This window comes from Psychrobacter sp. DM8 (assembly GCF_051307025.1).
Classification (GTDB): Bacteria; Pseudomonadota; Gammaproteobacteria; order Pseudomonadales; family Moraxellaceae; genus Psychrobacter.
In genome coordinates this window covers 877,354-904,255 of sequence record NZ_CP195538.1, presented here as the reverse complement: position 1 = coordinate 904,255, position 26,902 = coordinate 877,354, and the positions used below count along the sequence as shown (strand labels likewise).

Here is a 26,902-nt window from a genome sequence, read left to right as displayed (position 1 = left end):
TAAGCGGATTGAAGAGATTTGCGATCAATGACACTGCGCTGTGATTGGTGGCATTGCCTAAGTTGGCAAGCGCTACTAATCAAAACGCCACTTAGTATTTAGCTTTAACTGGTATAAATATTTCACATTGACTTAACGAGTGGTCATAACCCGCAATCATGCTCATTTAAACCGTTATCTTTATGCATTTAGAATCTTTTAGGATTTAGAAATGTCATAAAGCCGCAAAGATATCGCCAAATCGTTCGATTGGTGCATTTTGCGGCTTGTAACATGAACGTGCTAAACCAAATTAGGTCTAGATTGTCATACTGCTCTTGGATGTTAGGTTCTGGCATCCCAGTTATTACGCGCTCATTATATTAAATATGAGCGCATAATGCAGGCCGATATCATGAAATTTGTAACTATAAATGTATCGCCCATTCACCGTTTTGATTTGACGATAGCCCTTATTTCATAAAGCTATTGAGAGCAAAGATTGTGCCAGTTTTGTTAGGTACGTTTTACTCATTTGCATACGCTGACAACTGTTCAATCGCATGATCTAATACTTGTAGCCGCGCAACGCGTTTGTGGTTGGTTGCGATCACATGCCAAGGCGCAACTTCGGTATCGGTGCGTGCTAGCATATCCGCCGCTGCTTGTAGATACTCTGACCATTTTTCGCGATTACGCCAGTCATCATCGGTGAGTTTAAACTGCTTGTGCGGCGTCTTTTCACGTGCCTCAAAACGTTTGAGCTGCTCATCATCATCGATAACGAGCCAATATTTGATGACTAATGTACCCGCTGCCATCAAATCAGCTTCAAAGCGATTGATCTCCTCATAAGCGCGTTGCCACTGCCTATCTGTCGCAAACTGCTCAACGCGCTCAACCAATACCCGTCCATACCAAGTACGATCAAAAATAGCGATACGGCTGATACGGTCGGTCTGCTCGTTTGGCAGACGCGTCCAAAACCGCCATAAATAAGGGTGCTGTAGTTCATAGAGCATGGGCGCGCCAATGTTATAGACCTGATACTCGCGCGGATCAAGCGGCGCAACCAAACGCTTAATCGCCCCGCCCTTGCCAGCAGCATCCATTCCCTCAAAAGCAAAGACAACATGACGACCGCCGCGCGCGCGCAAAAGCTTAGCCAGGCGCTCTTGCTTGTCTTTGAGCTGTTTACGGTATTTTGCCTTATCGATATTATCATCGTCTATATCTGTTAATTGCTCAGATATTTTGGCAAGCTCAAAGGGTACAGGCGTACAAATCGTTTGCTGGGTGGTATCAGAGCTTATGCAAGTATCGTCTTTGACTTGCTGATTATTATCGTCTATCGGCCGGCTCGCTATCAGCGCCGTTTGCATGGCCTCTAGTACCTCATGACAAAAAAGCGTAGTGGCTTTATCTTTGTCACTACCGTCGATTACCACCCAATCGTCTTGCTGCTGCAATAGTACTGCTGCCACTTGATTGAACTGCTCTAACACTTCGCTATCGCTCCAATCGATTTGATAAAGGTAAGCGGGGTCTGCCTCTTTATCCGTTAAACGCTTTTTCAAAGTCTCTGCATCGATATGAAACCAGCACTTTAATAGTTTAGTTTGGTTGAGTGCCAGATCATCTTCAAATGATTTGAGCGCTACTAGCTGCTCGCTAAGATAGTCTTGCCACCCTTTGTCTGGTAACGATTGAAAATGACGTTTGGTAGCTGTGTCGTGTTGAGCGTCGCTTGCCTCTTTATACTGGGTTGCCATCAGCATAACTTGATGGAGCAGATCAGCGTACCAGTTGCCAAAATAGACCATAACGTCGCCATGACGCGGCATCGCCTTGGTATGCGCCTGCCAAAGCGGCTGATAGGCAAGTGGCGGATAGCCGATAGTTGCCTCAACCTTGAGCAGGCGTGGATCGACCCATTGGCGTAGCTGCTTGACAGCGCTACCCTTGCCAGCTTGCTCCATACCATTGACGAGCACCAGCAGGCCTGTAGGCTGATTACTGCTCGGTGGCGACTCTTGGCGCGTGGCTCGTAGCGCGTATTGCGCAGTCACCAAAGCCAGTCTTAGGGTCTCTTCATCCATAAAAACATGATTGAGCGGATTAGGCGTTAGGCGCGCATCAACTACCTCTTGGCTTAACTGTTCGCTGACCGTTTGCTTGTTTTTTTTCTTATTGTGTTTTTTACTCATATTATTCTCACTACAGTAAAGAGATGTTGACGCCAAAAACAGGGTTATTTGATCTTAGTCGCGATAACGGTTTAGGGTTTGTATATATTATATTTTATTTAAAGTTATCACCTTAAGTGAGTGGTATGCTTTATATATAGCACTTAGATGTCATAATTGAAAATATTATATCAAGACCTGTTTGCTAACTAACGGATTAAACTACGCAGGATTAACGGTCATGACTGCTTTTTTAGAGTTACAACAACACTTAACGCGTTACTGGGCACTGCCCTATCATGATGATGAAAATCTCAGTGAGATGCTCGCTCAAGTACAAGCATGGCAGCGCATTCGTATCAAAAACACCCACAAAGAACTCTTTGAGCAGCCCAAGCATCAACCAATGGCGAACTATTTTCTCACTCAGCTTTATGGCGGCGAAGAATTTAAACTGCTAGCGGTGCAATTAGCGCGTATTTTACCTAAAGCGCAAAAGCTTGAGCGTATGATAAAAGAGTCGGTTCTTGAGACAGGTAGCATGGCAATTCAAGCCGCAGTCTTGGCGATTGAGATGGATCTGCATCTGGCTCAGTGGCTTGATGATCGCAATATGCCAGTTAACGAAAAAAACATTATGATCGCCTATAGCGCTAGTGATAAATCTGATGAACGCCGCGATCAAATCAGTAACTTAAAAGAAGTGTGTTATCGCAGTGATAAATACTTTAACTCATTTTTTTTACAAAAAGCTTTTAAATTAGCAAAGAGTACGGCTTATAACAATAACTATCAGCCCCTTTATGATTTTGTCGAAGCAGGCTTTGACGCTATGGGTCCCCTTGAGAGTGTTAGTAGCTTTATCGAGCCCTTTTGTACGCGTGAGCTGATGATTATTGATCAAATACAAAAAGCGAGAGGCGACAAGCTTGCAAAGTCTGGTGTATCATAGACGCATCTTTTTCTACGGCAATATCTCACTGTTTGAGCCTATTGTTGGTAGGACACTTATTAGATCTTTATTTGAGAGTTTACTATGTCCGCATTGTCAGAATTACAAAACCATCTAAACCGTTACTGGGCGCTACCGATTCATGAAGATAAAGTACTTGAGTCCAAATTATACGAAGTACAGTCTTGGCAACGCGAGCGTATCAAACGCTCTCATAAAGCGCTGTTTGAGCAACCAAAAAACCAGCCCATGTCAGAGTATTTTTTGACTCAGCTTTATAACGGTGAAGAATTCAAAAAACTCGCAGAACAGATCACCCGTATCTTGCCAAAAGCCAAAAAACTTGAGCGCTTAGCAAAAGAGGCAGCATTAGAGACAGGTAGCAAGGCTATAGAGGCTACTATTCTCGCTATTGAGCTGGATATGCATTTAGCTCAGTGGCTAATCGCTAATGATTTGGATGTTAATGAAGACAATATGATGAGTGCTTATCGCACGGTTGATGAGTCAGATGAGCGCCGCTTACAGATTAATAATCTAAAAGACGTCTGCTATGGCACAGATAAGCATCTGAACTCATTTATGCTCAGAAAAGCATTTGGACTGGCTAAAGGCACCGCCTATCGTCATGGCTATCAGCCTTTATATGACTTTATCAACTTAGGGTTTGCGGCGATGAAACCGCTTAAGAGTGTGAGCAGTTTTATCGAGCCGTTTTGTGAGCGCGAACTCACTATCGTAGACCAAGTGCATGCGCCTGATAGTCACGGTAAACCTGCTGGGTTTGGTGTATGATAATCATCATTTACTAACCATTTTTAGACAGCTGATACTCCTTTAGTATCCGCTTTATTTATCCATATTAGTACAACAGGATACCCCTATGAGCGACACTTCTAACAACGATAGCATGCCCAATAACGACGCTGCGACGCAGTACGAATTACAAGACAAATTGGTCAAGGACAGTATTGCACAAAACCAGAACATCACTGCACAAGTAAAGGCAAGTCACCATGTTGATAAAAATGCCAATATGGACTTTACTCAAGTGCAAGATCTGCCAACAGGGACGCCTCAAGGTCAGCAAACCACTATGCCAAGTAGCACTAGCGAGACTCATAATCAAACCAAGACAGCAGGCGCACAGGCTCCTACTGCTGACTTACCCAAGCAAACCCTATTTAATCAGCGCGATGATATTAATAATCCGCACACCCCTGATACTGATGGCTTAGAGCAGACGCATTTTGGTTATAAAACAGTCAACAAAGCAGAAAAACAAGCGCGCGTAGCAGACGTCTTTACCTCAGTCGCCAAAAAATACGACATCATGAATGACTTGATGTCGTTTGGTATTCATCGTTTATGGAAGCGCTACGCCATTAGCTTATCAGGGGTTCGCGCCGGTCAGCACGTGCTCGATATCGCAGGCGGTACGGGTGATTTGGCAAAGGTATTTAGCCGTGAAGTGGGCAAAAGTGGTCATGTAGTATTGTCCGATATCAATGCAGCAATGCTAGAGGTGGGCCGTGAGCGCTTGATAAATGCTGGCTGCAATAACGTTGATTTTGTCCTTGCCAATGCCGAGACGTTAGCGCCTTTTGATGATGAAAGCTTTGATCTTGTCACTATCAGTTTTGGTTTGCGTAATGTCACCGACAAAGATGCTGCGCTTAAATCCATGTACCGCGTGCTCAAGCCCGGTGGTCGCTTGCTAATATTAGAGTTCTCAAAACCTGTGTTTGAGCCTTTATCAAAAGCTTATGATCTGTACTCGTTTACAGCCCTACCTATGATGGGCAAAATCATCGCCAATGATTCTGAGAGCTATCAGTACTTGGCCGAATCAATCCGCATGCATCCTGATCAGCAGACACTTAAGCAAATGATGCAGCAAGCAGGTTTTGAGAACTGCGATTATCATAACTTGACGGCAGGTATTGTCGCCGTGCATCGCGGCTTTAAAGCTTAAAATTAATACCATAAGCAGTGCTAACAGACTAAGCACTTTTAACCGAGCGATAGCTTTTACATCTGCCCTGACATAGACGAGACTATTATGCTAACTGTACTGCTTTTAGCAGGTGCCGAAAAACTCATTAACGTCGCTATCGCAAGCGATGATATTACCCGTGCAGGACTAGTGCCACTAGCAGGCAAAGTGCTGCGCCTTGAGATGGCGATGCCTGAGCTGCATTTGGATATCTTATTTAATCATGATCGTTTGCGTTTTGAGCCGGTTACGACCGAGAGCGTATTTGAAACCGCAGGCGGTTTAAGTGAGCATGAAAAAGCCACTATCGCTATGGCAGGATTAGGTCATAGTACTCCTGACTGCGTTATCACTGTGCAAAATCCTGCTCAGCTACTAAACCTTATGCGCGGGGCTGAGGGCAACTTGCCTATTGCAGGCGACTACAAAGTACTGATGCAAGTTAAGCAATTAGTAGCAGGCTTTGATCCTGATCTAGCAGGGCAGCTTGAGCCGTTTATTGGCAAGCCTATGGCAAGTCAATTGCAGCTGCTTATCTCGCAGCTCAAAGGTAGCTTTCGTCATAGTGCCAAGCGCGCCTTTGATGATGTCAGTGATTGGGCTAATGATGTCGCAGGCATGAGTGAACCTGATCCTGTACTCAAAACGCAAGCTGATGAGCTCAAGCAGCAGCTGCTCAAACTGCGCGCTGATATCGAGCGTGAAGAGACACGCCTAGCCGTTATAAAAGCCGAACAAGCGCGTTTATTAAACAAATAAATATCTGATTTAGAGTAAGGTTGCTCATGCTATTATCTCATCGCGCGCGTCTACTTGAGCTTTGGCGCATCGCTGCCAGTTATCGTATTGATACGCATTTTTCAATCGAAGAGGCGCCGCAGTTGCAACCTTTGGCGCGCCTTATACGCAGCCATCCTGCCGCTTGGGGTAAAAAACACCAACCCAATGCGATTAAATACGCATTAGAGGACATGGGTACGCTGTTTTTAAAGCTTGGGCAACTACTCTCAACGCGCCGCGATCTTGTGCCACCAGCTATTATCGATCAGCTTGTCCAGCTGCAAGATCGGGTCAAACCTTTTTCATCTGACACTGCCGTCACCCAGATTCAAGATTCCAAACATGGCTTAGGTCAATCTATTGATGAGCTATTTGCGCGTTTTGACATAAAACCTTTGGCCGCCGCCTCCATCGCGCAAGTGCACACCGCAGCCCTTCACGATGGTCGTGAGGTCGTCGTCAAAGTCGTCAGACCTGATATTCGTACCACTATCGTTAACGACTTTGAGCTACTACGTGAGCTTGCCAGCTGGGTGTCCGCGCGCGTGGAGGCGGCGCGGGCAGTACATATCATAGATATCGTTGAGGACTATCGCCAAGTGATGCTCAATGAGCTTGATTTGGTGCTTGAGGCGGACAATACCACGCAGATGCGCAATAACTTTTTGGGTTCCGCGCTAATGTATGTGCCTGAGGTTTATGCTGCTGCCAAAAACGTCATGGTTATGGAGCGTATTCAAGGGGTGCCTATCTCGCAGACGCATATCTTTGATGAGCTTGGTTATGACCGCGCAGCCCTTGCTCAAAAAGGTTTGACCATATTTTTTACGCAAGTCTTTCGTGATAACTTCTTTCATGCTGACATGCATCCAGGTAACGTGTTCGTTGAAACGCCTAGCATCAACAGTATGGCGGATGGCGTCAATAGTATCGCTCATGAGCCGCGTTATATCGGTCTTGATTGCGCTATTATGGGTTCGCTATCTCGAGACGATCAACTGATCGTAGCGCGTATGCTACTTGCAGTTATGAATAATAATTTTACTGCTGTTGTCGATATCGTCAGCCGCGCAGGCTGGATACCGCCGAACACTGACAAGCATGCGTTGATGCGTGATATGAAGCGTACTGTCGGCCCTATGCTACAAAAATCAATTAACGAGATCGACTTCGCTGGCGTACTCATGCAGATACTAGATATCGCTCGCCGCCATCATATGAGTATCCCGCCGCAGCTCATGCTACTGCTTAAAACCTTGGTCCATGTTGAAGGGCTTGGTCGTGACTTGTACCCTGATTTGGATATCTGGTCACTTGCCAAACCTATTTTGAGTAGCTGGATCAAAGAGCAGCTCGACCCGGTACGCAACTTACAACAGCTACGTACCCAATTGCCTGAGATATTACTATCAAGTACCGATATACCTAAACTGCTCGATCAAGGTCTGCAAAGTCTGGCGTCACAAGGCGCGCGACAAGACAGTCAACTACGCGAGATACAACAAATCCGCGCTGATATGCTCAACGATCGTCGCCGTGATTGGCTCGCATTAGCAGGGTTCGGTATTTTTATTGCTATTGCCACCCAAGTGGTTGGCTGGCTATCTCCCATCTTTTATATTCTTGCTACCTTGGCGGTGGTTTGGCGTATATTGGGATAAATGCCAGTCAAAAAAAGCGCTTACCTTCTATAGAAAGTAAGCGCTTTTACGTGTTTAAATCACGAAATTATAGCATCTGATCAATCGCCATTTGCGTCAAGACTCGGCCGCGAGCGGTACGTAGTACATAACCTTGCTGTATCAAATACGGCTCAATGACATCCTCTAGAGTACCGCGGTCCTCCGCCATCGCCGCTGCTACCGCTTCAACGCCCGCTGGACCCCCATCAAAACGCTCATGCAATATCTCGATATAACGACGATCTAAATGATCTAGACCACGTCTATCTACAGCCAGCATATCAAGCGCGCTTGCGGCGATATTACCATTGATGCCGCCATCGCCTTTGACCTCGGCATAGTCTCTAACTCGGCGTAGCAGTCTATTAGCGATACGCGGTGTACCACGAGCACGGCGTGCAATCTCAGTGGCGCCATCTTCCGTCATCGGTACGCGCATCAAACCTGCAGCTCGGCTCACAATCGTCGTCAAATCAGCTATGCTATAAAACTCTAAGCGCTGCACAATACCGAAACGATCTCGTAGTGGTGAGGTGAGCAGACCTGCTCGCGTCGTTGCTGCGACTAAAGTAAACGGCGGCAGATCAAGTTTGATAGAGCGCGCGGCAGGTCCTTCACCGATCATAAGGTCTAACTGAAAATCCTCCATCGCAGGATAGAGTATCTCCTCAATAACAGGGCTTAATCTATGAATCTCATCGATAAAGAGAACGTCACCTGCTTCAAGGTTAGTCAACATTGCTGCCAAATCACCTGCACGCTCCAACACAGGTCCTGAGGTTGAGCGCAGATTGCCGCCCATCTCACGTGCGATGATGTTGGCAAGTGTGGTCTTACCAAGGCCTGGCGGACCAAAGATTAAGGTATGATCTAGCGCTTCTTCGCGTCCGCGCGCCGCACCAATAAATACCTCCATTTGCTCGCGCACCACTGGCTGACCGATATATTCGGCCAAAAGTGCAGGGCGAATATTGGCATCAGGAGCATCACTTGCGCCCTCGAGCGGATTAATTAAACGATCTTGCATCATAGGTTTTATCATTATATAACGATTAAATAAGTACAAATAGCATAACTAAATCATGACCATAAGTCATGTAAAAAGGCGATATCAAACAAAACAAGCGACAAATAATGTCGCCTGAAAGGTCAAAACTAAGCCACTACAATGTACAAGGATCTTAAACTAAAAACTAGATAATTGCTGCAAGGTCGCCTTAAGTAGGCTTTGAGTATCGCCAAAGGTTGCACCATTACTCTTAGCCGCTTTAATCGCTTGCTGTGCTTCTCTTTCTTTATACCCCAAACTTATCAAAGCTCCTTCGACCTCAGCAATAATACTGCCTTCATGCGATACCTCAATAGGCTGCATAGCAAATTCTAAAGCGCTGTCATCTACTTCTATGTTCTTAAGCTTGTCCTTGAGTTCGATAAGAAGGCGCTGCGCTGTCTTTTTGCCGATACCTGGAATACGAGTAAGCGCGGTCTCCGAATCTTGCTCGACATGCATTTTGAGCTCAGCCGCCGACATTGCTGATAGCATAGCGAGTGCCATCTTTGCACCGACGCCGTTGATCTTTATTAACTGACGAAAGACATCTCGCTCCTTACGATCCATAAACCCAAAAAGCAACTGTGCATCTTCACGAACATGAAAATGTGTCCAAATACTCGCCTCTTGTCCTACTTGCAACTGACAAAACGACGACAATGGCAGCTCGATATCGTAGCCCACCCCTGAGCTTGTCATTACGCACGCGACAGGTGCCATCAAATGTAGTACTTGTCCGCTAATCAGTCCTATCATGTCTCACACCTGTTTGATTGTATTAAATATAAAAACTGCTCAATGATTTGCCTTGCTAACCTTTACTCACCTATTAATAAAACTTGACCATATTCTCGAGGCTGATCGGACGAATTTTGTGCGCTTGTCCGGCAGAGCCAAAGGCTTCAAAACGATGATTACAGATATCAGACATCGCAGTCATTGAAGCTTTGAAGTATTTGCGCGGATCAAAGTTACTCGGGTTATCAGCTAAATGCTGACGTATTGCTCCTGTCGATGCCAAACGCAAATCGGTATCGATATTGATTTTGCGCACGCCATGCTTAATCGCTTCGACGATTTGCTCAACAGGTACTCCGTAGGTCTCGCCAATATCGCCACCATAATCATTGATGACTTTGAGCCACTCTTGCGGTACTGAGGACGAGCCATGCATCACTAAATGAGTATTAGGAATACGCGCATGAATCTCTTTGACGCGCTCGATAGACAAGATGTCGCCTGTGGGAGGACGCGTAAACTTATAGGCGCCATGACTGGTACCAATAGCGATTGCTAGCGCATCAACATTCGTATCTCTCACAAAATTTTGCGCTTCATCCGCACCGGTTAACAGCTGCTCATGACCTAGCACACCCTCAGCCCCTGAGCCATCTTCCTCGCCTGCCATACCCGTCTCAAGGCTACCCAAACAGCCAATCTCACCTTCTACAGAGACGCCGCACGCATGAGCAAGCTTAACCACTTCTCGAGTTACCTTAACATTATAGTCATAATCCATAGGCGTCTTGCCATCCTCACCAAGCGAGCCATCCATCATAACCGATGAAAATCCGAGCTGAATGGAGCGCTGACAAATCGCAGGCGACATGCCATGATCTTGATGCATGACTACAGGAATATGCGGCCACTCTTCAATTGCGGCAATAATGAGATGACGCAAAAACGACGCACCCGCATAGTCGCGCGCGCCAGCACTAGCCTGAACGATAACGGGCGAATCAGCAGCATCTGCTGCCATCATAATAGCGCGCATTTGCTCTAAATTGTTCACATTAAAAGCAGGCACGCCGTAGCTGTGCTCTGCTGCATGATCAAGGAGTTGACGCAAAGAGATTAATGCCATAGAACGCTCTCAAGTTGAGTTTAGCAATAGGAGATGAACCCCAATAGTAAGGGTATAAAGCAACTAAATTGTTAGCTCATTATTATAGCAAATTTTGACTAGCATCCGTAGCACTAGCCTTTGTTTATCTGCCTTGAGCGTACTTAATTTTAACTTGATATTGCTAATTGCTAAATGCAAAAAAGCCTTGGCAATAACCAAGGCTTTTTAAATATTGTAATATGACAATCTTAACCATTACTTATCTAGTATAAGCTAGCAATTAGTACTGTTGATCTTCAGAAACCTGATTCGCTTGAGCATCAGCAGCAACGTCAGATGCGCCGTCAGCGACTGCGTTTGCGCCGTCAGCGACCGCAGAGGCTGTGCCTTCTACGACTTCGTTAGTACCTTCAGCAATAGCATCGCCTGTGTTTTCAAGAGCATTGGTAGCAGCAGCACCGGCAGTTTCAGCGCCGTCAGCAATCTCGGTACCTGCTTCTTGAGCAGCCATTTCAGCTTCAGTAGCAGCAGCATCTGTATTGGCAGCAATATCATCGCCTGCAGACTCAACAGCAACTTCAGCGTTCTCTTCAGTCTGTTGGCTACATGCAGTGACTGCAAAAGTACCAGCTAGAAGGCTGGCAAGTAATAAATGACGTTTTAACATAGTAAACCTCTCATAAAAATACATGTCAAGATACATGGTGGCGTTATTTTATAGATAGCATATAGCACTTGCAATATAAATCATCTGAGTATTAACAAATAATAACTACTTAACAGTCTGTGTTTACTATCTTCAATCCATTACGCGTCTTTACTCTTTAATCTGCAATGCCGCTACTGCTGGCAACACCTTACCTTCTACAAATTCCAAAAACGCACCGCCGCCTGTTGACATATAACTGACGCCATTCGCTACTTGATATTTATCAATAGCTGCTAGCGTATCACCGCCGCCTGCGATTGAAAAACCTTCACTATCGCTCACCGCTTTCGCCACTATTTGCGTGCCTTTGCCAAAAGCATCAACCTCAAAGACGCCTACGGGACCATTCCACAGTATGGTCTTTGCATTTAAGATTGCATCCGCTAACTTTTCGGCACTAGCGGGCGCGATATCCAAAATCATATCTTGCTCACCAATAGCATCAACAGACTTAATGGTGGCAACCGCTTTTTGTAGTGAGCCGGTAAAGTCTGCAAAATCAATATCGTCTTTGCTTGCCACTACCACTTCAGACGGTAATAAAATCTCTGTTTTGTTCATGATAGCGCGTGCAGTATCTACTAGATCCGCTTCATATAGCGATGCTCCTACGCTGTGACCTTGAGCTGCCAAAAACGTATTGGCGATGCCGCCACCGACGATGATCTGACTACAAACCTCTGCCAAACTGTGTAGCACTTCAAGCTTGGTCGATACTTTAGAGCCACCGACGATCGATAGCATAGGCTGAGCAGGTGTTTCAAGCGCTTGGCTAAGCGCATCAAGCTCGGCTGCCAGCAGTGGCCCTGCGCATACGGTTTTGTTGTCTTGACGCATCATTTGCGTGACGCCTTCGGTTGAGGCTTGGGCGCGGTGAGCGGTGCCAAAAGCGTCCATGACGAATACATCACAAAGATTGGCATATTTTTGTGCCAGTGCTGAGTCGTTTTTCTTCTCGCCTTTATTAAAGCGTACGTTTTCAAGCAGCAACACTTGTCCTGCTTGTACATTGACCGATTCACCTAAATAGTCACTACTCATCGCCACAGGCTGCTCTAATTTCTCACTTAAATAATCAGCCACAGGTGCCAGCGAATATTTGCGCTCATAATTGCCTTCTGTAGGACGGCCTAAATGCGAGCAAACGATAACTGCAGCCCCTTTATCAAGCGCCATCTGAATCGTCGGTAGGCTAGCTTGCAAGCGAGCATCACTAGCCACCTTACCATCTTTGATAGGGACATTTAAATCTTCGCGGATTAAGACCACTTTGTCCGTCAAATCCAACTCACTCATACGCAAAAAATTCATGGTCTACTCCGCTCATTTTTATTTATAAATCATCGATGGCTTATGAATAAAACTACCATTACTCACAAACGCTGTATTCTAGCAGTTTTTATTGATTTCTCATAAATAACTGATGCAAATTATTGCTATAAGCGTCTATAAATACATCCCTAAATAGCTTATCGAACATCAAGTTGGGTTCTTGATAACATTTCGTGGTGGTAGTTGTACCTCGTTACTACTATGATTAAGCGTCAAAACAATAAAGATTTATTAGGAGAAAACCATGAGTATAGATATAGACCAAGCAAAAAATGAGTTGTTAAAATTACAACAAGAGTATCAGACGCGTATAGATAATATTGAAGATCATATTCAAAACCCGCAAGACGATCTTAATGAGCATTGGGAAGACCAAGCCATCTCATATCGTCAAAATGACATGAGAAAAAGTCTAAAAGCGGAGGCGCAGCAAGGTCTCATTTATGTCAATAATGCCTTGAGCCGTATCGAAAATGGTACGTATGGCGAGTGCGAGGTATGCGGCAGAGATATTGAAGACAAGCGCCTTGAAGCTCTACCTTATGCCACCTTATGTATGGAACATGCTGAGTAGCCCTCAAGCTTGTCTTTAAATGGTAAAAATAAATGATCAAAGTAAAAAAGACCGTTATGTCATATATAACGGTCTTTTTTTATGTTTAACATTTATCGTAGCATTAATACTTATACCGTACGGCGCGTGGCCAAACTGTTCAAGATGTTTTTGGCATCACCCCAGCGCGTCGCTGAACTATTAGCGCCTAAGATGACGATAATCGCGGGACGATTATTGACGCGAGTCTCCATTACCACGCAGCGCCCAGCCTCATTAATAAAGCCTGTTTTGGAGATGCCAATAGGATAGTTACCTGAGCGTACTAAGCTACTGGTGTTATTAGCCTTATAAGTACGATTGCCGTTTGAGTAATTCGACACATAAAAATCGTAGCTTTTGGTGGTCGAAAAACGACGAATAACATCATAATTACCCGCGGCGCGTACTAGTTTGACGAGATCATTTGACGAGGCAACGTTGCGCTTATCAAGGCCTGTTGGATCACCAAAAAATGCAGTGGTCATACCCAAATCTTGTGCTTTACGGTTCATGGCGCGCATAAAGGCACTATAGCCCCCTGGATAGTTACGTGCCAGACTCTTTGCCGCAGGATTTTCTGATTTCATAAGTGACATCAGTAGCATCTCAGCGCGGTTGAGGCGATCGCCTGATTTAAGACGTGAGCTTGCACGCTTAGGACCGACAAAATCCTCAGGGTCAAGGGTGAGCTCCTCTCGCATATCAAGACCGCTATCGAGCACCACCATCGCTGTCATAATCTTGGTAATACTTGCCATAGGACGAGCGACATCAGCGTTTTTCTCATAGATAGACTCACCGGTTTCGGCATCAATTACCGCCACACTACGTGAGTTGGTACTAATGGGAATCATGTCAGTGGTACTACCAAAACTGCCGCGGTAGGTTGTATTGTAGTTATTAGTAGTGTTGTAACTGTTGCTACTACTACCATAGCTGCCAGCATTAGTTAGGTTGGTTGTACCATAACCGTTGTCTACTTTTCTTATAGTAGAGCCACTATTGGTAGAGCCACTATTTGATTTGTACATAATATTGCGAGCTTCAGACAAGCTATCAGCGCCGCCCCAACTCATACGAGCGCTTGCGCCACTATCATTGATCGTTAGCGCAGCTTGCGCCATGCTACCTAAACTAAGTGAGATCATAGTAGCGATAAGTTGCTGTTTGCTTATAGGTAGATGTTTCATTCTTCCCCCTGCTGTCGCTCTAGTACTCATTTTAGGAAGTATCACTGGCAAGCGTAGCGTTTATAAAGATGTTTGTATAGACTCGGTAAGAGTTGCTGTATTTTTAGTGTATCATGGATTGCGTTTTAGTTTAACGCGTTGCACTCACTTAACAAGGGCATTCGTTGACGGTTCAAACTTTATTACATTTGCTTTATATTACAGTAATATTGATTAACATTTGAGCAATATTTACGATTTGCCTTTATAGCATCAATATTTTTTGTGGTAAAAAGTCAACAAAAACATTACTCTAGCTACTTTGGTTTAATCACGAAGGTTTATCGAACATGCCTACAAAGTATAGTCGTTAATGCTGCGCCCATTTTCTTTACAATTTATACCCTATAATGATAGATAGCAAAGAGTAAAACTATGATTCGAGTATTAGTAGTAGATGATCATGATTTGGTACGTATGGGTATCAGCCGTATGTTATCAGACAGTCCAGATATTGAAGTTGCAGGCGAAGCGGACAGTGGCGATATGGCTATCAAGCTTGCCAAACAGCTGCGTCCTGATGTCGTTTTGCTCGATGTCAATATGCCAAACATCGGCGGCCTTGAAGCCACCAAACGCTTGATTCAGTTGGATATGGGCATCAAAATTTTGGCAGTGAGTAGCGTGGTCGCTCAGCCCTACCCTTCTATGCTGCTAAAGGCGGGCGTGAATGGCTATATTACTAAGGGTACGCCATTAGATGAGATGATACGTGCGGTCAAAAAAGTCTATCAAGGCGGGCGTTACTTTAGCAACGATGTCGCTGAGCAATTGGCAGAAGTGCTGCTTTCAGATAAAGCAGCCTCCCCTTTTGATCTATTAAGTGATCGCGAAAAACAAGTCGCTATGATGGTGGTCAACTGTCAAAGCCCGCAGCAGATTGCGGATCAATTATTTGTCAGTGTCAAAACCATCAACACTTATCGCTACCGAATTTACGAAAAGGTCGGTGTCGATAGCGACGTCAAACTTACCCATCTAGCAATACGTCATGGTTTGATTCAGCCTTAGTCTTAGTCTTAGTCTTAGTCTCAATAATATCGATAGAAATAGAAACAACAACTATCGTCAAAACCAAATCAGCCTTACGTTATATTCAACCAACCTCTTACCTTTACTGATTGATATATGAAATATGCGACTAGTGCGGCGTCGGCCTTAACTCAATATCTGCAAAGAGGCGATACGCTACCGCTTACGCAGCTGCGTAGGCTTGGACTGATCTATAGCAGTTACCGATTAGTCATAAGTCTATTTTTCATACTGATGAGTTATGCTTCTATCGGTTCTGATGACAGCTCATTATTGCCAAGCTTACTACAGCAGACTGCTCTCGTTTTTTATGTCATCCTCAGTTTAATCTTGTTAGGTTTGTTTTATGTCGTGACCAAAGAGCCACGCCAGCAACTAATATTTGGCTTAGCGTTAGATATTGTGATCCTAAGCTTGCTGCTATATACCAATGGCGCGCCTGATTTACAGCTCACCATGCTCTATATGGTGGTCGTGGCGGCAAGCTTTATGTTGCTAAGCGGGTCACAGGCGTTGATCATCACCTTACTTGCGATTATCTTTGTTATTTACCAGCAGTTTTTTTATGCTATTGCTAATAGCATGAGCCTTAGCAATCTTGGCGACGCGCTCCTTATGTCCGCCAGCTTTTTGACCGTCGGGTTTTTGAGCTGGTCGATATCACAACGTTTGGTACAAGTTGAAAAGCTAGCCGCTAAGCACTCAAACGAGGTAGAGCGGCTCAACACTATCAATCAAGAGGTTATCAAACAAATGGTCAACGGCGTCATTGTCATTGACCAAAAGCGCGTGGTTCTAGCCAACCGCGCCGCCCATCAGCTGCTCAATATCGCCTCTCGCTTTGAGGAGCAATTTAGTCAGCGTCATCCGCAGCTGTTTGCAGGTTGCCTGTCTGTTGCACCCGGTCAGTCGCGTCTGTTTATTTATGAATTACCCAAATCAGATAGCGCCTCTATCGTTGGTAAACTGCGCGTACAACTCACTCCTTTAAAGGGTTCAAGTCAACTTATCATACTAGAAGATTTACGCCGCGAACAAGCCAGCGCGCAGCAGTTAAAGCTGGCATCTTTAGGTCAATTGACTGCCAGTATCGCACACGAAATCAGAAACCCTCTTGCCACTATCTCCCAAGCCAGCGAGCTATTGATGGAAGATACTTTGGAGGCTGAAAACGAGAGTGAGTTGTCAGCATCGGTGGCTAACAACCACGAACTGTACAAGATGATATTTACGCAAACCAAACGCGTCAATCGTATCATTGAAGACATTCTAAAGTTATCTCGCCAGCAAAGCGCAGCGCAGCAAGCTATTGCTTTGGCTGGGTGGATACCTGAATTTATAGAAAATTACTTTAAAGAGCATGATGTGTTTTTGAGTATTCAAGATCAGCCCATGATTCAATTTGATCCGCATCAATTAGAACAAGTACTGATCAACTTGATTAACAATGGCCTGCGTTACAGCAGCTACTCGCACCCTCACGCTTATGTCAAAATTGAGATCTATTACATCAATAATGAAATAGCTATTGATATATTAGATGATGGCGCAGGCGTGGACTTGGCCGACATAGAGCAGTTGTTCAACCCGTTTTTTACTACAGATACTTCAGGTACAGGTTTGGGTTTGTATTTGTCACAAGCCTTTTGCGAGGCTAATCAAGCGCGCTTAACGTATGTCCCTGAACACGAAAAAACTTGTTTTCGTCTAATTGCTCCTGCTATCGACAAACAAATGATGAGAACGTAAACTAAAAGTCGTTATATACTGATATTATAACATTCAGCACTTTGTGAACGAGCACTTTATAAGCCGATAGCTGTCTGCGCTACCTGAATACAATAAGGATATCTATGACCACGACTGCCCTTGTCGTCGACGATGAAGTTGATCTATGTCGTCTGATGCAAATTACCTTGACTAAAATGGGTATCAAAAGTGATGTCGCTTATACTTTGGCGCAGGCAAAAGAATACTGGCAAGAGAGCCACTACGATTTTTGTTTGACGGATCTAAACTTACCTGATGGTTCAGGTCTAGATCTGGTCAAGCTCATTAGTAATAGCTCAACCAGTCCAGTTGCGGTGATTACTGCTTATGGCAGTATGGATCTGGCTATTGAGGCTCTAAAGATTGGTGCCTTTGATTTTGTCAATAAACCCCTTGAGCTTCCGCGCCTACGGCAACTGGTAGAGAGTGCGCTAAAGGTAATTCACCAAGATCATAAAGCTGAATCTGAACCTGAGTCAAATCCTGAACAGCAGATGTTAGATGAGCGCCTTATCGGCAACGCTAAGGTTATGCTCACGCTCAAAAAAACGGTACTCAAGCTGGCACGCTCGCAAGCGCCTGTGTTCTTATCTGGCGCGTCAGGCACGGGCAAAGAGGTCGTCGCGCGCTTGATTCATGACTTAAGTCCGCGCCGCGAGGGTAGTTTTGTCGCTGTAAACTGCGGCGCTATTCCCTCAGAGCTGATGGAGTCAGAGTTTTTTGGTCATAAAAAGGGCAGCTTTACAGGTGCGGTCGCAGATAAACAAGGGCTGTTTCAACAAGCCAATGGGGGTACGTTATTTTTAGATGAAGTGGCTGATTTGCCGCTTGCCATGCAAGTCAAACTACTGCGAGCTATTCAAGAAAAAAACGTCCGCGCCATTGGTGATACCAAAGAGGTGCCTGTAGATATACGTATACTATCAGCGACTCACAAAGATTTAGATCAATTGGTACAAAGGGGTACATTTAGGCAAGATTTATATTATCGCATCAACGTCATCGAGCTTAAACTGCCGGCGCTCAATACTCGCCGTGATGATATCCCTATTTTGACGACGCATTTTTTGAATATGATCGCGCGCGAATGGCAACTTGATACGCATCCGACAATTACCGATGAGGCTTGCCTGCGCTTGCAGCAACACGAGTTTGCAGGCAATGTGCGTGAGCTGCGTAACTTACTTGAGCGCGCGATTACTTTGGCGGATACCTCAGTGATCGATGTCACCCATTTAGGACTTGGTGAAGTATCAGCACCAGAGCAAACGACAAACGCAAAAACCAGTCTTGCAGACGATCATGCGGCTGACAACGCAGTACCGCCGACTACACAAGATAGCAGTAGCATTCAAGATAATAGTAGCATTCAAGATAATAGTATAGACAAACCGCATTCTACGGCGGCGTATCCTTATCGGACGACCACTCAGCACTACCCTTCTGCTATTAGACACACGTTAGCGATCGAGCGCGGCGCGGTAGCTTTTGATAATCCGATTGGTCAGCAAAAACCAGAGCACGTCACCTCTACTGACGAGCAAGCGACTGATGCTAATGCGATCGTGTCTCAAACTTCTGTAGAACAGTTGCCAGTAGAGGGACTCGAGCAGTATCTGTTAGAACAAGAAAAACAGTTGATTCTCACTGCTTTGAAACAAACTGACTGGAATAAAACTCAAGCCGCCGAGCGTTTAGGGACTACGTTTCGCTCCTTAAGATATCGTATGAAAAAACTAGATATCGCAGAAGATAAGCAAGTAGATTAGCAGCAAGTCAGTAAGGTTACATCCCTGTCACTTGGTAAAACGCTAGATGGCTGTATTATTCATAACTTATTGACCTTGGGTTTTTTGTTCTTTTTTATTTATAAAGCGTATGCCGTCAGTCTGTATCTGCTCACGCAATATAGACAGCGCCTGCGCCTCCCACGTTTTTTCTTTATCTAATAGCATGACATCAGGTTTAACGCCGATTGCATCAATCTCATCGCCATTTGCGGTTAGATAATGCGCGACAGTCAGCTTGATAGCTTGCTCGTTATCTAATGGAATTACAGACTGCACCGAACCTTTACCATAACTGATCTCACCGACGATCAGCGCACGATTTTGTGCTTGTAGGCTACTTGCTAACACTTCCGCTGCTGAGGCAGAATATCTATTTTGCAAGATCACCACAGGTAATGGTTTGAGAATAGCGACGCCTTTGGTGCTAAGCGTACGCGGATCTGCATTGCGGCTTTTGACTTGTACCACGTCAGTATCTGTCATAAACAGACTAGCAATATTAATCGCTGACGATAATACGCCGCCTGGATTATCACGCACATCTAGCAAGATACCAGAGACTGGCGCGTCAAGTCCGACCACGCCTTCAATGATTTTTTCACGGCTGTTATTTTGAAATACAGGCAGTTTGATGATAGCGATACCATCGACTAGTCGGGTTTCTATGGCTTTTGGATTACTATTATTACGCTGTAACGTCGTTGTATGCTTGCGCCTACCTGCTCTAGAGGTAACCACATCTACCTGCGTACCAGCAATACCAGATAATAGCTGTTTGACATCATTACTTCTGTTGTTTTCGTCCAGCTCAAAGTCATCAATTTGGTGCAAATAATCACCAACATCGATATCATTTTCGTCTGCCGGCGAGTCGGAGATGACGTCCGTGACTACCCAGTACCCCGCTTGAGGCTGATACATAACGGTGATACCGATATCTCCAACATCTCCTTGGGTAAACGCACGCAGGTTGTCATAAGCTTCTGCATCCAAAAACTCAGCATGACTATCAAGCTTAGTCAGCATACCGCTAATCGCATTATTAAATAGTGCCTCATCGTTTACCGCATTGATATATTCTCGCCGTACCAAACCGACGACCTTGACAAAGGTCTTTAGCGTATCAGGACTAATAGCATTGAGAGAAACGCGTGACACCTCCTCTGGTATATCCGAATCCAAATCATCGGAGTCGTCCATTGGATACTCCAAATCATCATCAGAGTTGTCACTACCGAAGTCATCGCTGTCATCCAAAGCACTGTTATCAGGAGCGCTATCGACATCGTCATCGGCATCACTGTCGCTATCGTCATATTCACTTGAGAGACTTATAGCGCTAACTTTAAGCGTATTTTTGTCAGTAGGCGCAGCATAAGTATTGCTCCCTATGATACTCAATGACCCAAACAAGCTGAGCGCTAATGCGTAATGCATTATCGCTGTAGGTTGCAGTACTATAGGCTTATTCAAAGCCGTGTAGATAGAAGATCGCAGGTAGGACATAGATGACTCATCTAAAAAACAAAGAGGATATCTCGTTAATAATAGTGTAATTAAACGCCCTAAGCCATATAAAAAAGGGAGAGATAATAGTATCTCTCCCTTAATCAATGCTCACTACAGTAGACAAGCGTGTTAATGATCAGTAATAGCAGTTATAGGTCATACTATCTAATAAAGCGTATAGCTTTAATGACGTACTAATCTTAGGCACATCAATGGGCTTTAACCAGCAAACTCTCACCAGTCATCTCCCCTGGTGCCGCCATCTCCATCAAGGCCAAAATCGTCGGTGAGACATCACTAAGCTTACCGCCGCTGCGCACTTGTACCGGCTGCTCACCGACATAGATCAAAGGCACAAATTCAGTCGTATGCTGAGTATGCACCTGCCCGCTATCATAATCATGCATCTGCTCGCAGTTACCATGATCGGCGGTGATAAGCATATGACCATTTGCTGCGCGTACCGCTGATTCAACGCGGCCTACACATTCATCTAACGCTTCAACCGCCTTTACCGCAGCAGCAAAATTGCCCGTATGCCCGACCATATCACCATTAGCATAGTTGACAACGAGGACATCATGCTTACCCGAATCAATGGCGGCGACGAGCTTATCGGTAAGCTCAGGCGCACTCATTTCAGGCTGTAAGTCATAAGTGGCCACATCAGGTGACGGCACTAAAATACGCGTCTCACCCTCATACTCAGCTTCACGGCCACCACTAAAAAAGAAGGTGACATGCGCGTACTTTTCAGTTTCAGCGATACGTAACTGGGTTTTGTTGTGATCTTGCAAAAACTCACCGAGCGTATTGTTTAGCGAAGTTGGATAATAAGCAACGCTGGTTTTTGGGTTGTCTGCAAGCTCATCTGAGTATTTGGTTAGCATGACAAAGGCGGCAAGCTTTGGCTGCTTTTGACGGGCAAAACCTGAGAACTCATGATCAGGTAGTATAAACGCCTGCGCCAGCTCACGGGCGCGATCTGCGCGAAAATTCATAAAGATTAGCGCATCGTTGTCATCAACGGTAAAAGGCGTCTCGCCGTGCTCTATAACGGTTGTGGGGCTGATGAACTCATCGGTTTCGCGTGATTTGTAAGCCGCTTGTACCGCGCCATCAGCACGAGTTGACATGCGATCGGCTTTGCCTTCGGTAATCAACTCATAAGCTTTTTGCACGCGATCCCAACGATTGTCACGATCCATCGCATAGTAGCGACCAATAATACTAGCGATTTGCACGCGACCACCTTCATAATGAGCGTTCAATTTATTGATATGCTCGCGCAGACGATTGATGTATTTATCAGCAGATTTAGGCGGTGTATCACGACCATCTAAAAAACAGTGGACAAAGACATTTTTAGCACCATGAACCAGTGCTGAGTGGCACATAGCCTCGATATGATCTTGATGCGAATGCACGCCGCCATCAGAGACCAGACCCATAATGTGCACGTTACCACCTTTGTCATTAGCAGCGTTCACAGCGTTCACCAGCGCTTCGTTTTTGTAAAACTCGCGGCTGACAAGCTCACTTGATATCCGTGTTGAATCCTGATACAGCACGCGCCCTGCGCCCAGATTCATATGACCTACCTCAGAGTTGCCAAACTGCCCCTGGGGCAAACCAACATCTTCACCTGATGCCGATATCAGTCCGTGCGGATAACGCTGGTAGATACTATCTAAATGCGGGGTATTTGCAGCAGCTATCGCATTATCATCGCTCTCTTCACGATGACCAAAACCATCCAAAATCATCAAAACATGAGGTGTTTTTTTATTATTCTGATCATCAGTTTTATTATTCTGATCGTCAGTATGTGTCTGACTGTCATCAGTAGACTTAGGCTGGGTCTGCGTATTGCTCATAGATTACCGCTCCTCAAGTGAATGAACGCCGTTATTTGGGATACTAAAAGCCCTATATATTACCACACATCTTAAAATACTTGAAAACTGAGCATTCTTTACTCATTTACTCACGTTTGAGTTTGACAATTAGCTCATAAGCACCTTAGTACAAAAGCTACGTATCAAACTGTAATCGCACTTGCATTAGCCTAATTCATTGGTTACTATGATTATATTCTGAAGTGTTGGCTAGTAGATGTTTATTCCCTGAGCCGATAATGCTTTACCAGGATGCGCTATCTATTATCTCATTGTGTATGCCTGCACCGCTTGCGGTGTATCAGGAAACCTGCAGAGATGATGACGTATCCGCCCTGAACTTCACGGTTCATGGGTCACCATCTTACGGCGACACTTCGGTTGTTTTATATGATTAATATGATTTGTCACTTAGCTGATATGCTACTGAGAGTTGTATTAAGAAAATCGTATTGAGTAGTACGAAAAAGTCCCTATCTTTTCAAGGTAGGGGCTTTTTTATGAGTACCAATTTATAAGTATCAAAAGAGCACTACAAAATAAGAACTAACGCTTATTCATCATTGGCAGACTTAGTAATCTTTTTGACATCTTTAGGGATATTTTTGGCAGTACCGTCAATGGTAGTGTTCTGTTTAAGAACATCACCGAATGGGTTTTGTTGCTCAAAAGGATTTGGCTGCTGACCAAAGGGGCTTTGATTGTTCATGCCGCCTTGTCCACCAAATGGGTTTTGGCCATTCATACCGCCAAATGGGTTTTGGCCACCCATCTGTCCACCCATCTGTTTTGCCATCATCTCCATCATCTTTTGCTGATTGTTCATAACATAGTTATTAGCGACATCTTTGAGCTTCTTTTGAACAGGTGGCAGGACCAGTAGCAACGCGATCAGATCACTAATGACTCCTGGTATCAACAACAAGATACCTGCGCCAGCCATCGCTACGCTTTTGAGCATTGTGGCTTCTTGCGGGCGCATGGATGGGTTCATCATGCCGCCAGCTTTCATTTGCTGCGCCATAGGATTTAGCGCCGCCATACCTTTACGGATGAGCGCGATGCCGATAACAGCGGCAATAATAAACCATATAAATACCCACCAGCCACTAATGGTCTGAGCAATCAGATACCAAATGAGCATCTCGATAATAAACCAAACAATGGCGATACCAACTATCTGACCCATAAAATGTCGTCCTGTAAAAAACTTAAAATGTAATCGTCAATAAAAAATCGTTAACGTATGATGTATATGGGGATGGCTTGCTATACTATCAAACTTAGCGCCGCATTTTAAGTGCAAAGCTGCCAAACAAAATATACGCAACACAAAAACGGACCCTTATGGCAATTATTATTGGAATAGATCCAGGCTCTCGTATGACAGGGTATGGCATCGTCCAGCAAACCGGTGACAAACTAACCTTTATTGATGCAGGTACTATTCGTACGGATACCAAAGAGATGCCCGAGCGCCTAAAGCGCATCTTTAACGGTCTCACTCGCATCACTGAATATCACATCAAATATGCTAATGAGCCTATTTATACCGCTATCGAGCAAGTATTTATGGCAGAAAACCCCGACTCAGCGCTCAAGCTCGGTCAGGCGCGCGGAGCTGCTATTGCCGCTATGGTAGCGCTGGACTTAGAAGTGTCAGAGTATACCGCGCGCCAGATTAAGCAAGCGGTCTGTGGTTATGGCGCAGCCGCCAAAGAGCAAGTACAAGAAATGGTTTGTCGCATACTGTCGTTAGATGTGGTGCCTCAGCAAGATGCGGCAGATGGTCTCGCCTGCGCAATTTGTCATGCGCACTCGAGTCACTCTATGAACAAGCTGATACTTAACAGTGCCATGCGCGGACGCGGTAGCTCCAAGAAAAAAGGACGCTGGCGTCTAAGCGAAGAGGATCTAGGTAACATACGCTAATTAATTGACTTCAGTTTGCTCAACGATAGTGTCGAGCACATAAGCATAGTTAGTGTCTGACGCATTTTGCATACTATCATTGCTAGCGTTTAGAGCATAACGGTGCAAACGTAGCACTTGATCGAACTCACTACTATGCTCATAGCCATCTATAGTGCCTGCAAACTCTACGCGCTCGCCCTCGCTAACCTTTATACCTTGATCGTCGTACACTACAGGTTTTACTTGTAAGCACACTTGCGCGCTATTATCTGTGCACGGCGTAGTCTGAGCATCTATTGCCCAAAATATCGTCTCGCCTCGACTGCCATACTTAGCTTTTGCCGTCATTTTGCCGCGCCACTGCAGAGTAACTCCATTATCAGTTATTTGAGTTAGTATCGAGCCATTGTCTTTATCATTAGTAAGCTCTAACTGATTGACCCCTTGCATTAAATCGTTCAAGCGATTTTCAACCAAATCTAAGTCAGCACATGACATTTTAGTGCTCATGCTGTTGTCGATTGTCATCTCATTGCCTTGTAGCTGATAGCCTGCACTCATCGTGTTGCAGCCGACGCTATAGATTAAGCTGTTTTTGCCTTGACGCTGGATGAACGATGCAGTGACTTGATTTTTGATATCTAAAAGTGAAGTTAAAGGTTGACTCTCAACACTGAGTGCATCTACCAAAATCCAGCGATACTGAATGAGATCATCAATCAATTTGTCTTCTGCGCTACTATTATCAACAGAAGGTGCCTGTTCATCAGCTAAGGTGGTGGTATTATCAGCTGGGGCAATAGTATCATCAGACAAGTCTGTATCATTTATGCTTGAGCGCTCTACGTTTGAAGCGCTGCTCTGCGCAGGATCACTACAAGCGCTAATACCTAAAGCGGCACCAACCAACACTCCAAACACTTTATATACTGATGTCATACCGCTATCACCTTACGCAGATTCTACCTATATCGTTATAGATAAAAGTTTAAATTAATAATGGTTCAACTAAAAACTATATGAGTGATAAGAAGTACTTATCACTCATATCATCATAACTAGCAAATATTAGATTACGCTGTAAAAACTTGTTTGTTTTTCTCACACAAACTTTACAACGTTTTAGATCATTTAAGAGTTTTATATTCCTATTCTTTAGCAGGCTTAGCTTTAGCCATATTTTTAATACTAAAGCGCTCATGCATATGCTGATAAAAACGAGCTAAATTGTCCCCTTGTTCAGTTGGATTTACCTTGAGCGCTTTCCCAAAATCCAGACCTAAGTACAAGACAATATCTGCAAAACTCAATTGATCACCTACTAGATAATCACGACCCTCTAAAGCTTTTTCAAAATAAGGTAGCGCTTGTAAGGCACGATTGATGGACGGCGTTACAAAATCGGCTACCTGCTCTACGCGCTCAGCTTTTGAGGGGTGGCTGTGCTGGAAGGCTAACATAAAGTTGTAGAGCACTTCAAACTCAGCGACGCGGCGCATTGAACACACTTGCGCGCGCTGTACCACATCATTGCCCATGACTGAACGCTCGCCGTAAACGCGGTCAAGGTACTCACATATTGCTTGTGAGTCATTGAGTACGGTCCCATCCCCTAAGGTTAGTACTGGCACTGTCTGCATCGGGTTAATCTGCGTGAATGCCTCGCCCATCTGCTCACTGCTACCAAAGTCAATATCTACAATATCGATATCATCAACATCGTCGATATCTATACCCTTTGACGCCATTAAAATAAGCGCTTTGCGTGGGTTGGGAGCCGTGCGGGTCACGTATAATTTTTTCATAATAAAATCCTTTTATATAGTTTAAGATAATGGTTTGTTAGTAAGCCACGTTAATATATTCTACGTCTTGAGTCTAGCACAGCAATCAATCTTTAAATAATAATAGACAACAAAAAACCCCATAACGTGACGTTATGAGGCTCTTAGTGTGCATGCTAAATACGACTTACTTGTTTGGTGCAGGCGTGGTACGCAAGTAAGGCTTAATCTCAGTATGACCTTTAGGGTAATTTGCCGCGATGTCTTCGTTTTTGACACTTGGCGGAATAATAACGTCATCGCCATCTTTCCAGTCTACTGGTGTGGCAATATTGTACTCATCAGACAATTGAATAGCATCAATGACTCGGATGATCTCATCAAAGTTACGACCACAGCTGGCAGGATAGGTCAGAGTCAGGCGGATTTTTTTGTTAGGATCAATAATAAAGACACTACGTACGGTATGCGTGCTGTCAGCATTAGGATGCATCATGTCATACAGCTCAGCCACTTCTTTATTAGGATCAGCGATAATTGGGAAGTTCAAGTCCGTGCCTTGTGTCTCGCCGATATCTTTTGCCCACTGATGATGATCTTCGATACTATCAACAGAGATACAGATTGGCTTGACGCCGCGCTTTTGGAACTCGCCATTTAAGGCAGCAGCGCGGCCAAGCTCAGTCGTACATACAGGAGTAAAATCAGCTGGGTGCGAGAAGAACACTACCCAGTTATCACCCGCCCAATCATAAAAGTTAATCTGACCATCTGTGGTATTTGCATCAAAGTTTGGTGCATCATCACCTAAACGTAAATGTGCCATGTAAAGCTCCTTGTTGTCAATTTTAGTGTTATAAATTATTAG

General features: G+C 44.7%; 23 protein-coding genes and 1 other RNA gene. 11 read left to right on the top strand and 13 right to left on the bottom strand.

The features are described from left to right. Positions 1-506: 506 nt before the first annotated feature. Positions 507-2,186 (bottom strand): ATPase, encoded by a 1,680-nt coding sequence (locus tag ACR64J_RS04005; protein ID WP_435950541.1) that lies wholly within the window; start codon positions 2,184-2,186, stop codon positions 507-509. A gap of 220 nt (positions 2,187-2,406) precedes the next feature. Here ACR64J_RS04005 and ACR64J_RS04000 point away from each other — a divergent pair, with 220 nt between their 5' ends. The 5 genes from ACR64J_RS04000 (at position 2,407) to ACR64J_RS03980 (ending at position 7,554) form a co-directional block, all read left to right on the top strand. Continuing rightward, complete coding sequence (locus ACR64J_RS04000; protein WP_317199925.1) at positions 2,407-3,117, top strand: FFLEELY motif protein; 711 nt, start codon at positions 2,407-2,409, stop codon at positions 3,115-3,117. Positions 3,118-3,201: 84 nt separating this feature from the next. Beyond that, positions 3,202-3,912, top strand: a complete 711-nt coding sequence (locus ACR64J_RS03995; protein WP_435950539.1) for an FFLEELY motif protein — start codon at positions 3,202-3,204, stop codon at positions 3,910-3,912. Positions 3,913-4,153: 241 nt separating this feature from the next. After that, on the top strand, positions 4,154-5,092 hold the full coding sequence (gene ubiE, locus ACR64J_RS03990) for a bifunctional demethylmenaquinone methyltransferase/2-methoxy-6-polyprenyl-1,4-benzoquinol methylase UbiE (protein ID WP_435951022.1): 939 nt from the start codon (positions 4,154-4,156) through the stop codon (positions 5,090-5,092). 87 nt (positions 5,093-5,179) lie between these two features. Beyond that, positions 5,180-5,872, top strand: a complete 693-nt coding sequence (locus ACR64J_RS03985; RefSeq protein ID WP_435950537.1) for a ubiquinone biosynthesis accessory factor UbiJ — start codon at positions 5,180-5,182, stop codon at positions 5,870-5,872. Between the two features lie 26 nt (positions 5,873-5,898). Continuing rightward, entirely contained in the window at positions 5,899-7,554 is a 1,656-nt protein-coding gene (locus tag ACR64J_RS03980; RefSeq protein WP_435950535.1) for an ABC1 kinase family protein, read from the top strand. A gap of 67 nt (positions 7,555-7,621) precedes the next feature. On the opposite strand, the gene ruvB is transcribed toward ACR64J_RS03980, so the two are convergent. The 5 genes from ruvB to ACR64J_RS03955 all read right to left on the bottom strand — a co-directional run bounded on the left by ruvB (position 7,622) and on the right by ACR64J_RS03955 (position 12,492). After that, on the bottom strand, positions 7,622-8,602 hold the full coding sequence (gene ruvB, locus ACR64J_RS03975) for a Holliday junction branch migration DNA helicase RuvB (RefSeq protein WP_435951021.1): 981 nt from the start codon (positions 8,600-8,602) through the stop codon (positions 7,622-7,624). A 159-nt stretch (positions 8,603-8,761) separates the two neighbouring features. Continuing rightward, the gene (gene ruvA, locus ACR64J_RS03970) at positions 8,762-9,382 is read right to left on the bottom strand and encodes a Holliday junction branch migration protein RuvA (RefSeq protein ID WP_435950534.1); all 621 of its coding nucleotides are present in this window, start codon (positions 9,380-9,382) and stop codon (positions 8,762-8,764) included. Between the two features lie 73 nt (positions 9,383-9,455). Then, positions 9,456-10,490: a class II fructose-bisphosphate aldolase gene (gene fba / locus ACR64J_RS03965; RefSeq protein ID WP_435950532.1), complete on the bottom strand. Its 1,035-nt coding sequence runs from the start codon at positions 10,488-10,490 to the stop codon at positions 9,456-9,458. Positions 10,491-10,752: 262 nt separating this feature from the next. Then, on the bottom strand, positions 10,753-11,139 hold the full coding sequence (locus ACR64J_RS03960; protein WP_317199919.1) for a hypothetical protein: 387 nt from the start codon (positions 11,137-11,139) through the stop codon (positions 10,753-10,755). A gap of 150 nt (positions 11,140-11,289) precedes the next feature. Beyond that, complete coding sequence (locus ACR64J_RS03955; RefSeq protein WP_435950530.1) at positions 11,290-12,492, bottom strand: phosphoglycerate kinase; 1,203 nt, start codon at positions 12,490-12,492, stop codon at positions 11,290-11,292. Positions 12,493-12,757: 265 nt separating this feature from the next. Here ACR64J_RS03955 and ACR64J_RS03950 point away from each other — a divergent pair, with 265 nt between their 5' ends. After that, positions 12,758-13,087 carry a TraR/DksA C4-type zinc finger protein gene (locus tag ACR64J_RS03950; protein ID WP_435950529.1) on the top strand — a complete coding sequence of 110 codons (330 nt, stop codon included), beginning with the start codon at positions 12,758-12,760 and terminating at the stop codon, positions 13,085-13,087. Between the two features lie 110 nt (positions 13,088-13,197). On the opposite strand, the gene ACR64J_RS03945 is transcribed toward ACR64J_RS03950, so the two are convergent. Next, entirely contained in the window at positions 13,198-14,298 is a 1,101-nt protein-coding gene (locus tag ACR64J_RS03945; protein WP_435950527.1) for a serine hydrolase, read from the bottom strand. Between the two features lie 414 nt (positions 14,299-14,712). Here ACR64J_RS03945 and ACR64J_RS03940 point away from each other — a divergent pair, with 414 nt between their 5' ends. From ACR64J_RS03940 to ACR64J_RS03930, 3 genes are all read left to right on the top strand, one after another. Beyond that, complete coding sequence (locus tag ACR64J_RS03940; RefSeq protein ID WP_317199915.1) at positions 14,713-15,348, top strand: response regulator; 636 nt, start codon at positions 14,713-14,715, stop codon at positions 15,346-15,348. Between the two features lie 117 nt (positions 15,349-15,465). After that, the gene (locus tag ACR64J_RS03935) at positions 15,466-17,118 is read left to right on the top strand and encodes a sensor histidine kinase (protein WP_317199914.1); all 1,653 of its coding nucleotides are present in this window, start codon (positions 15,466-15,468) and stop codon (positions 17,116-17,118) included. A gap of 104 nt (positions 17,119-17,222) precedes the next feature. Then, a complete protein-coding gene (locus tag ACR64J_RS03930) occupies positions 17,223-18,908 on the top strand; it encodes a sigma-54-dependent transcriptional regulator (protein WP_435950525.1) in 1,686 nt (561 codons plus the stop codon). A 66-nt stretch (positions 18,909-18,974) separates the two neighbouring features. Here the strand turns inward: ACR64J_RS03930 and ACR64J_RS03925 are convergent, their stop codons facing one another. Together ACR64J_RS03925 and gpmI are read right to left on the bottom strand one after the other, a co-directional pair. Continuing rightward, positions 18,975-20,435, bottom strand: coding sequence for a S41 family peptidase (locus ACR64J_RS03925; protein ID WP_435950523.1), 1,461 nt, complete (start codon positions 20,433-20,435; stop codon positions 18,975-18,977). Between the two features lie 212 nt (positions 20,436-20,647). Continuing rightward, positions 20,648-22,315 (bottom strand): 2,3-bisphosphoglycerate-independent phosphoglycerate mutase, encoded by a 1,668-nt coding sequence (gene gpmI / locus ACR64J_RS03920; RefSeq protein WP_435950521.1) that lies wholly within the window; start codon positions 22,313-22,315, stop codon positions 20,648-20,650. 213 nt (positions 22,316-22,528) lie between these two features. On the opposite strand from gpmI, the gene ssrS reads away from it, so the two are divergent. Then, positions 22,529-22,724, top strand: a non-coding RNA gene (gene ssrS / locus ACR64J_RS03915) — 6S RNA. 165 nt (positions 22,725-22,889) lie between these two features. On the opposite strand, the gene ACR64J_RS03910 is transcribed toward ssrS, so the two are convergent. After that, positions 22,890-23,525: an FxsA family protein gene (locus ACR64J_RS03910; protein ID WP_435950520.1), complete on the bottom strand. Its 636-nt coding sequence runs from the start codon at positions 23,523-23,525 to the stop codon at positions 22,890-22,892. A gap of 158 nt (positions 23,526-23,683) precedes the next feature. Here ACR64J_RS03910 and ruvC point away from each other — a divergent pair, with 158 nt between their 5' ends. Next, a complete protein-coding gene (ruvC, locus tag ACR64J_RS03905) occupies positions 23,684-24,268 on the top strand; it encodes a crossover junction endodeoxyribonuclease RuvC (RefSeq protein WP_317199909.1) in 585 nt (194 codons plus the stop codon). Here the strand turns inward: ruvC and ACR64J_RS03900 are convergent, their stop codons facing one another. The 3 genes from ACR64J_RS03900 to ACR64J_RS03890 form a co-directional block, all read right to left on the bottom strand. After that, on the bottom strand, positions 24,269-25,189 hold the full coding sequence (locus ACR64J_RS03900; protein ID WP_317199908.1) for an META domain-containing protein: 921 nt from the start codon (positions 25,187-25,189) through the stop codon (positions 24,269-24,271). A gap of 209 nt (positions 25,190-25,398) precedes the next feature. Next, a complete protein-coding gene (locus tag ACR64J_RS03895) occupies positions 25,399-26,055 on the bottom strand; it encodes a glutathione S-transferase family protein (RefSeq protein WP_435950519.1) in 657 nt (218 codons plus the stop codon). 166 nt (positions 26,056-26,221) lie between these two features. Beyond that, a complete protein-coding gene (locus ACR64J_RS03890; RefSeq protein WP_435950517.1) occupies positions 26,222-26,860 on the bottom strand; it encodes a peroxiredoxin in 639 nt (212 codons plus the stop codon). Positions 26,861-26,902 lie beyond the last annotated feature (42 nt).

Coding starts and splice junctions, on each gene's coding strand:
- ACR64J_RS04005 (WP_435950541.1), bottom strand. CDS start 2,186: ATGAGTAAAAAACACAATAAGAAAAAAAACAAGCAAACGGTCAGCGAA.
- ACR64J_RS04000 (WP_317199925.1), top strand. CDS start 2,407: ATGACTGCTTTTTTAGAGTTACAACAACACTTAACGCGTTACTGGGCA.
- ACR64J_RS03995 (WP_435950539.1), top strand. CDS start 3,202: ATGTCCGCATTGTCAGAATTACAAAACCATCTAAACCGTTACTGGGCG.
- ubiE (WP_435951022.1), top strand. CDS start 4,154: ATGGACTTTACTCAAGTGCAAGATCTGCCAACAGGGACGCCTCAAGGT.
- ACR64J_RS03985 (WP_435950537.1), top strand. CDS start 5,180: ATGCTAACTGTACTGCTTTTAGCAGGTGCCGAAAAACTCATTAACGTC.
- ACR64J_RS03980 (WP_435950535.1), top strand. CDS start 5,899: ATGCTATTATCTCATCGCGCGCGTCTACTTGAGCTTTGGCGCATCGCT.
- ruvB (WP_435951021.1), bottom strand. CDS start 8,602: ATGCAAGATCGTTTAATTAATCCGCTCGAGGGCGCAAGTGATGCTCCT.
- ruvA (WP_435950534.1), bottom strand. CDS start 9,382: ATGATAGGACTGATTAGCGGACAAGTACTACATTTGATGGCACCTGTC.
- fba (WP_435950532.1), bottom strand. CDS start 10,490: ATGGCATTAATCTCTTTGCGTCAACTCCTTGATCATGCAGCAGAGCAC.
- ACR64J_RS03960 (WP_317199919.1), bottom strand. CDS start 11,139: ATGTTAAAACGTCATTTATTACTTGCCAGCCTTCTAGCTGGTACTTTT.
- ACR64J_RS03955 (WP_435950530.1), bottom strand. CDS start 12,492: ATGAATTTTTTGCGTATGAGTGAGTTGGATTTGACGGACAAAGTGGTC.
- ACR64J_RS03950 (WP_435950529.1), top strand. CDS start 12,758: ATGAGTATAGATATAGACCAAGCAAAAAATGAGTTGTTAAAATTACAA.
- ACR64J_RS03945 (WP_435950527.1), bottom strand. CDS start 14,298: ATGAAACATCTACCTATAAGCAAACAGCAACTTATCGCTACTATGATC.
- ACR64J_RS03940 (WP_317199915.1), top strand. CDS start 14,713: ATGATTCGAGTATTAGTAGTAGATGATCATGATTTGGTACGTATGGGT.
- ACR64J_RS03935 (WP_317199914.1), top strand. CDS start 15,466: ATGAAATATGCGACTAGTGCGGCGTCGGCCTTAACTCAATATCTGCAA.
- ACR64J_RS03930 (WP_435950525.1), top strand. CDS start 17,223: ATGACCACGACTGCCCTTGTCGTCGACGATGAAGTTGATCTATGTCGT.
- ACR64J_RS03925 (WP_435950523.1), bottom strand. CDS start 20,435: ATGTCCTACCTGCGATCTTCTATCTACACGGCTTTGAATAAGCCTATA.
- gpmI (WP_435950521.1), bottom strand. CDS start 22,315: ATGAGCAATACGCAGACCCAGCCTAAGTCTACTGATGACAGTCAGACA.
- ACR64J_RS03910 (WP_435950520.1), bottom strand. CDS start 23,525: ATGGGTCAGATAGTTGGTATCGCCATTGTTTGGTTTATTATCGAGATG.
- ruvC (WP_317199909.1), top strand. CDS start 23,684: ATGGCAATTATTATTGGAATAGATCCAGGCTCTCGTATGACAGGGTAT.
- ACR64J_RS03900 (WP_317199908.1), bottom strand. CDS start 25,189: ATGACATCAGTATATAAAGTGTTTGGAGTGTTGGTTGGTGCCGCTTTA.
- ACR64J_RS03895 (WP_435950519.1), bottom strand. CDS start 26,055: ATGAAAAAATTATACGTGACCCGCACGGCTCCCAACCCACGCAAAGCG.
- ACR64J_RS03890 (WP_435950517.1), bottom strand. CDS start 26,860: ATGGCACATTTACGTTTAGGTGATGATGCACCAAACTTTGATGCAAAT.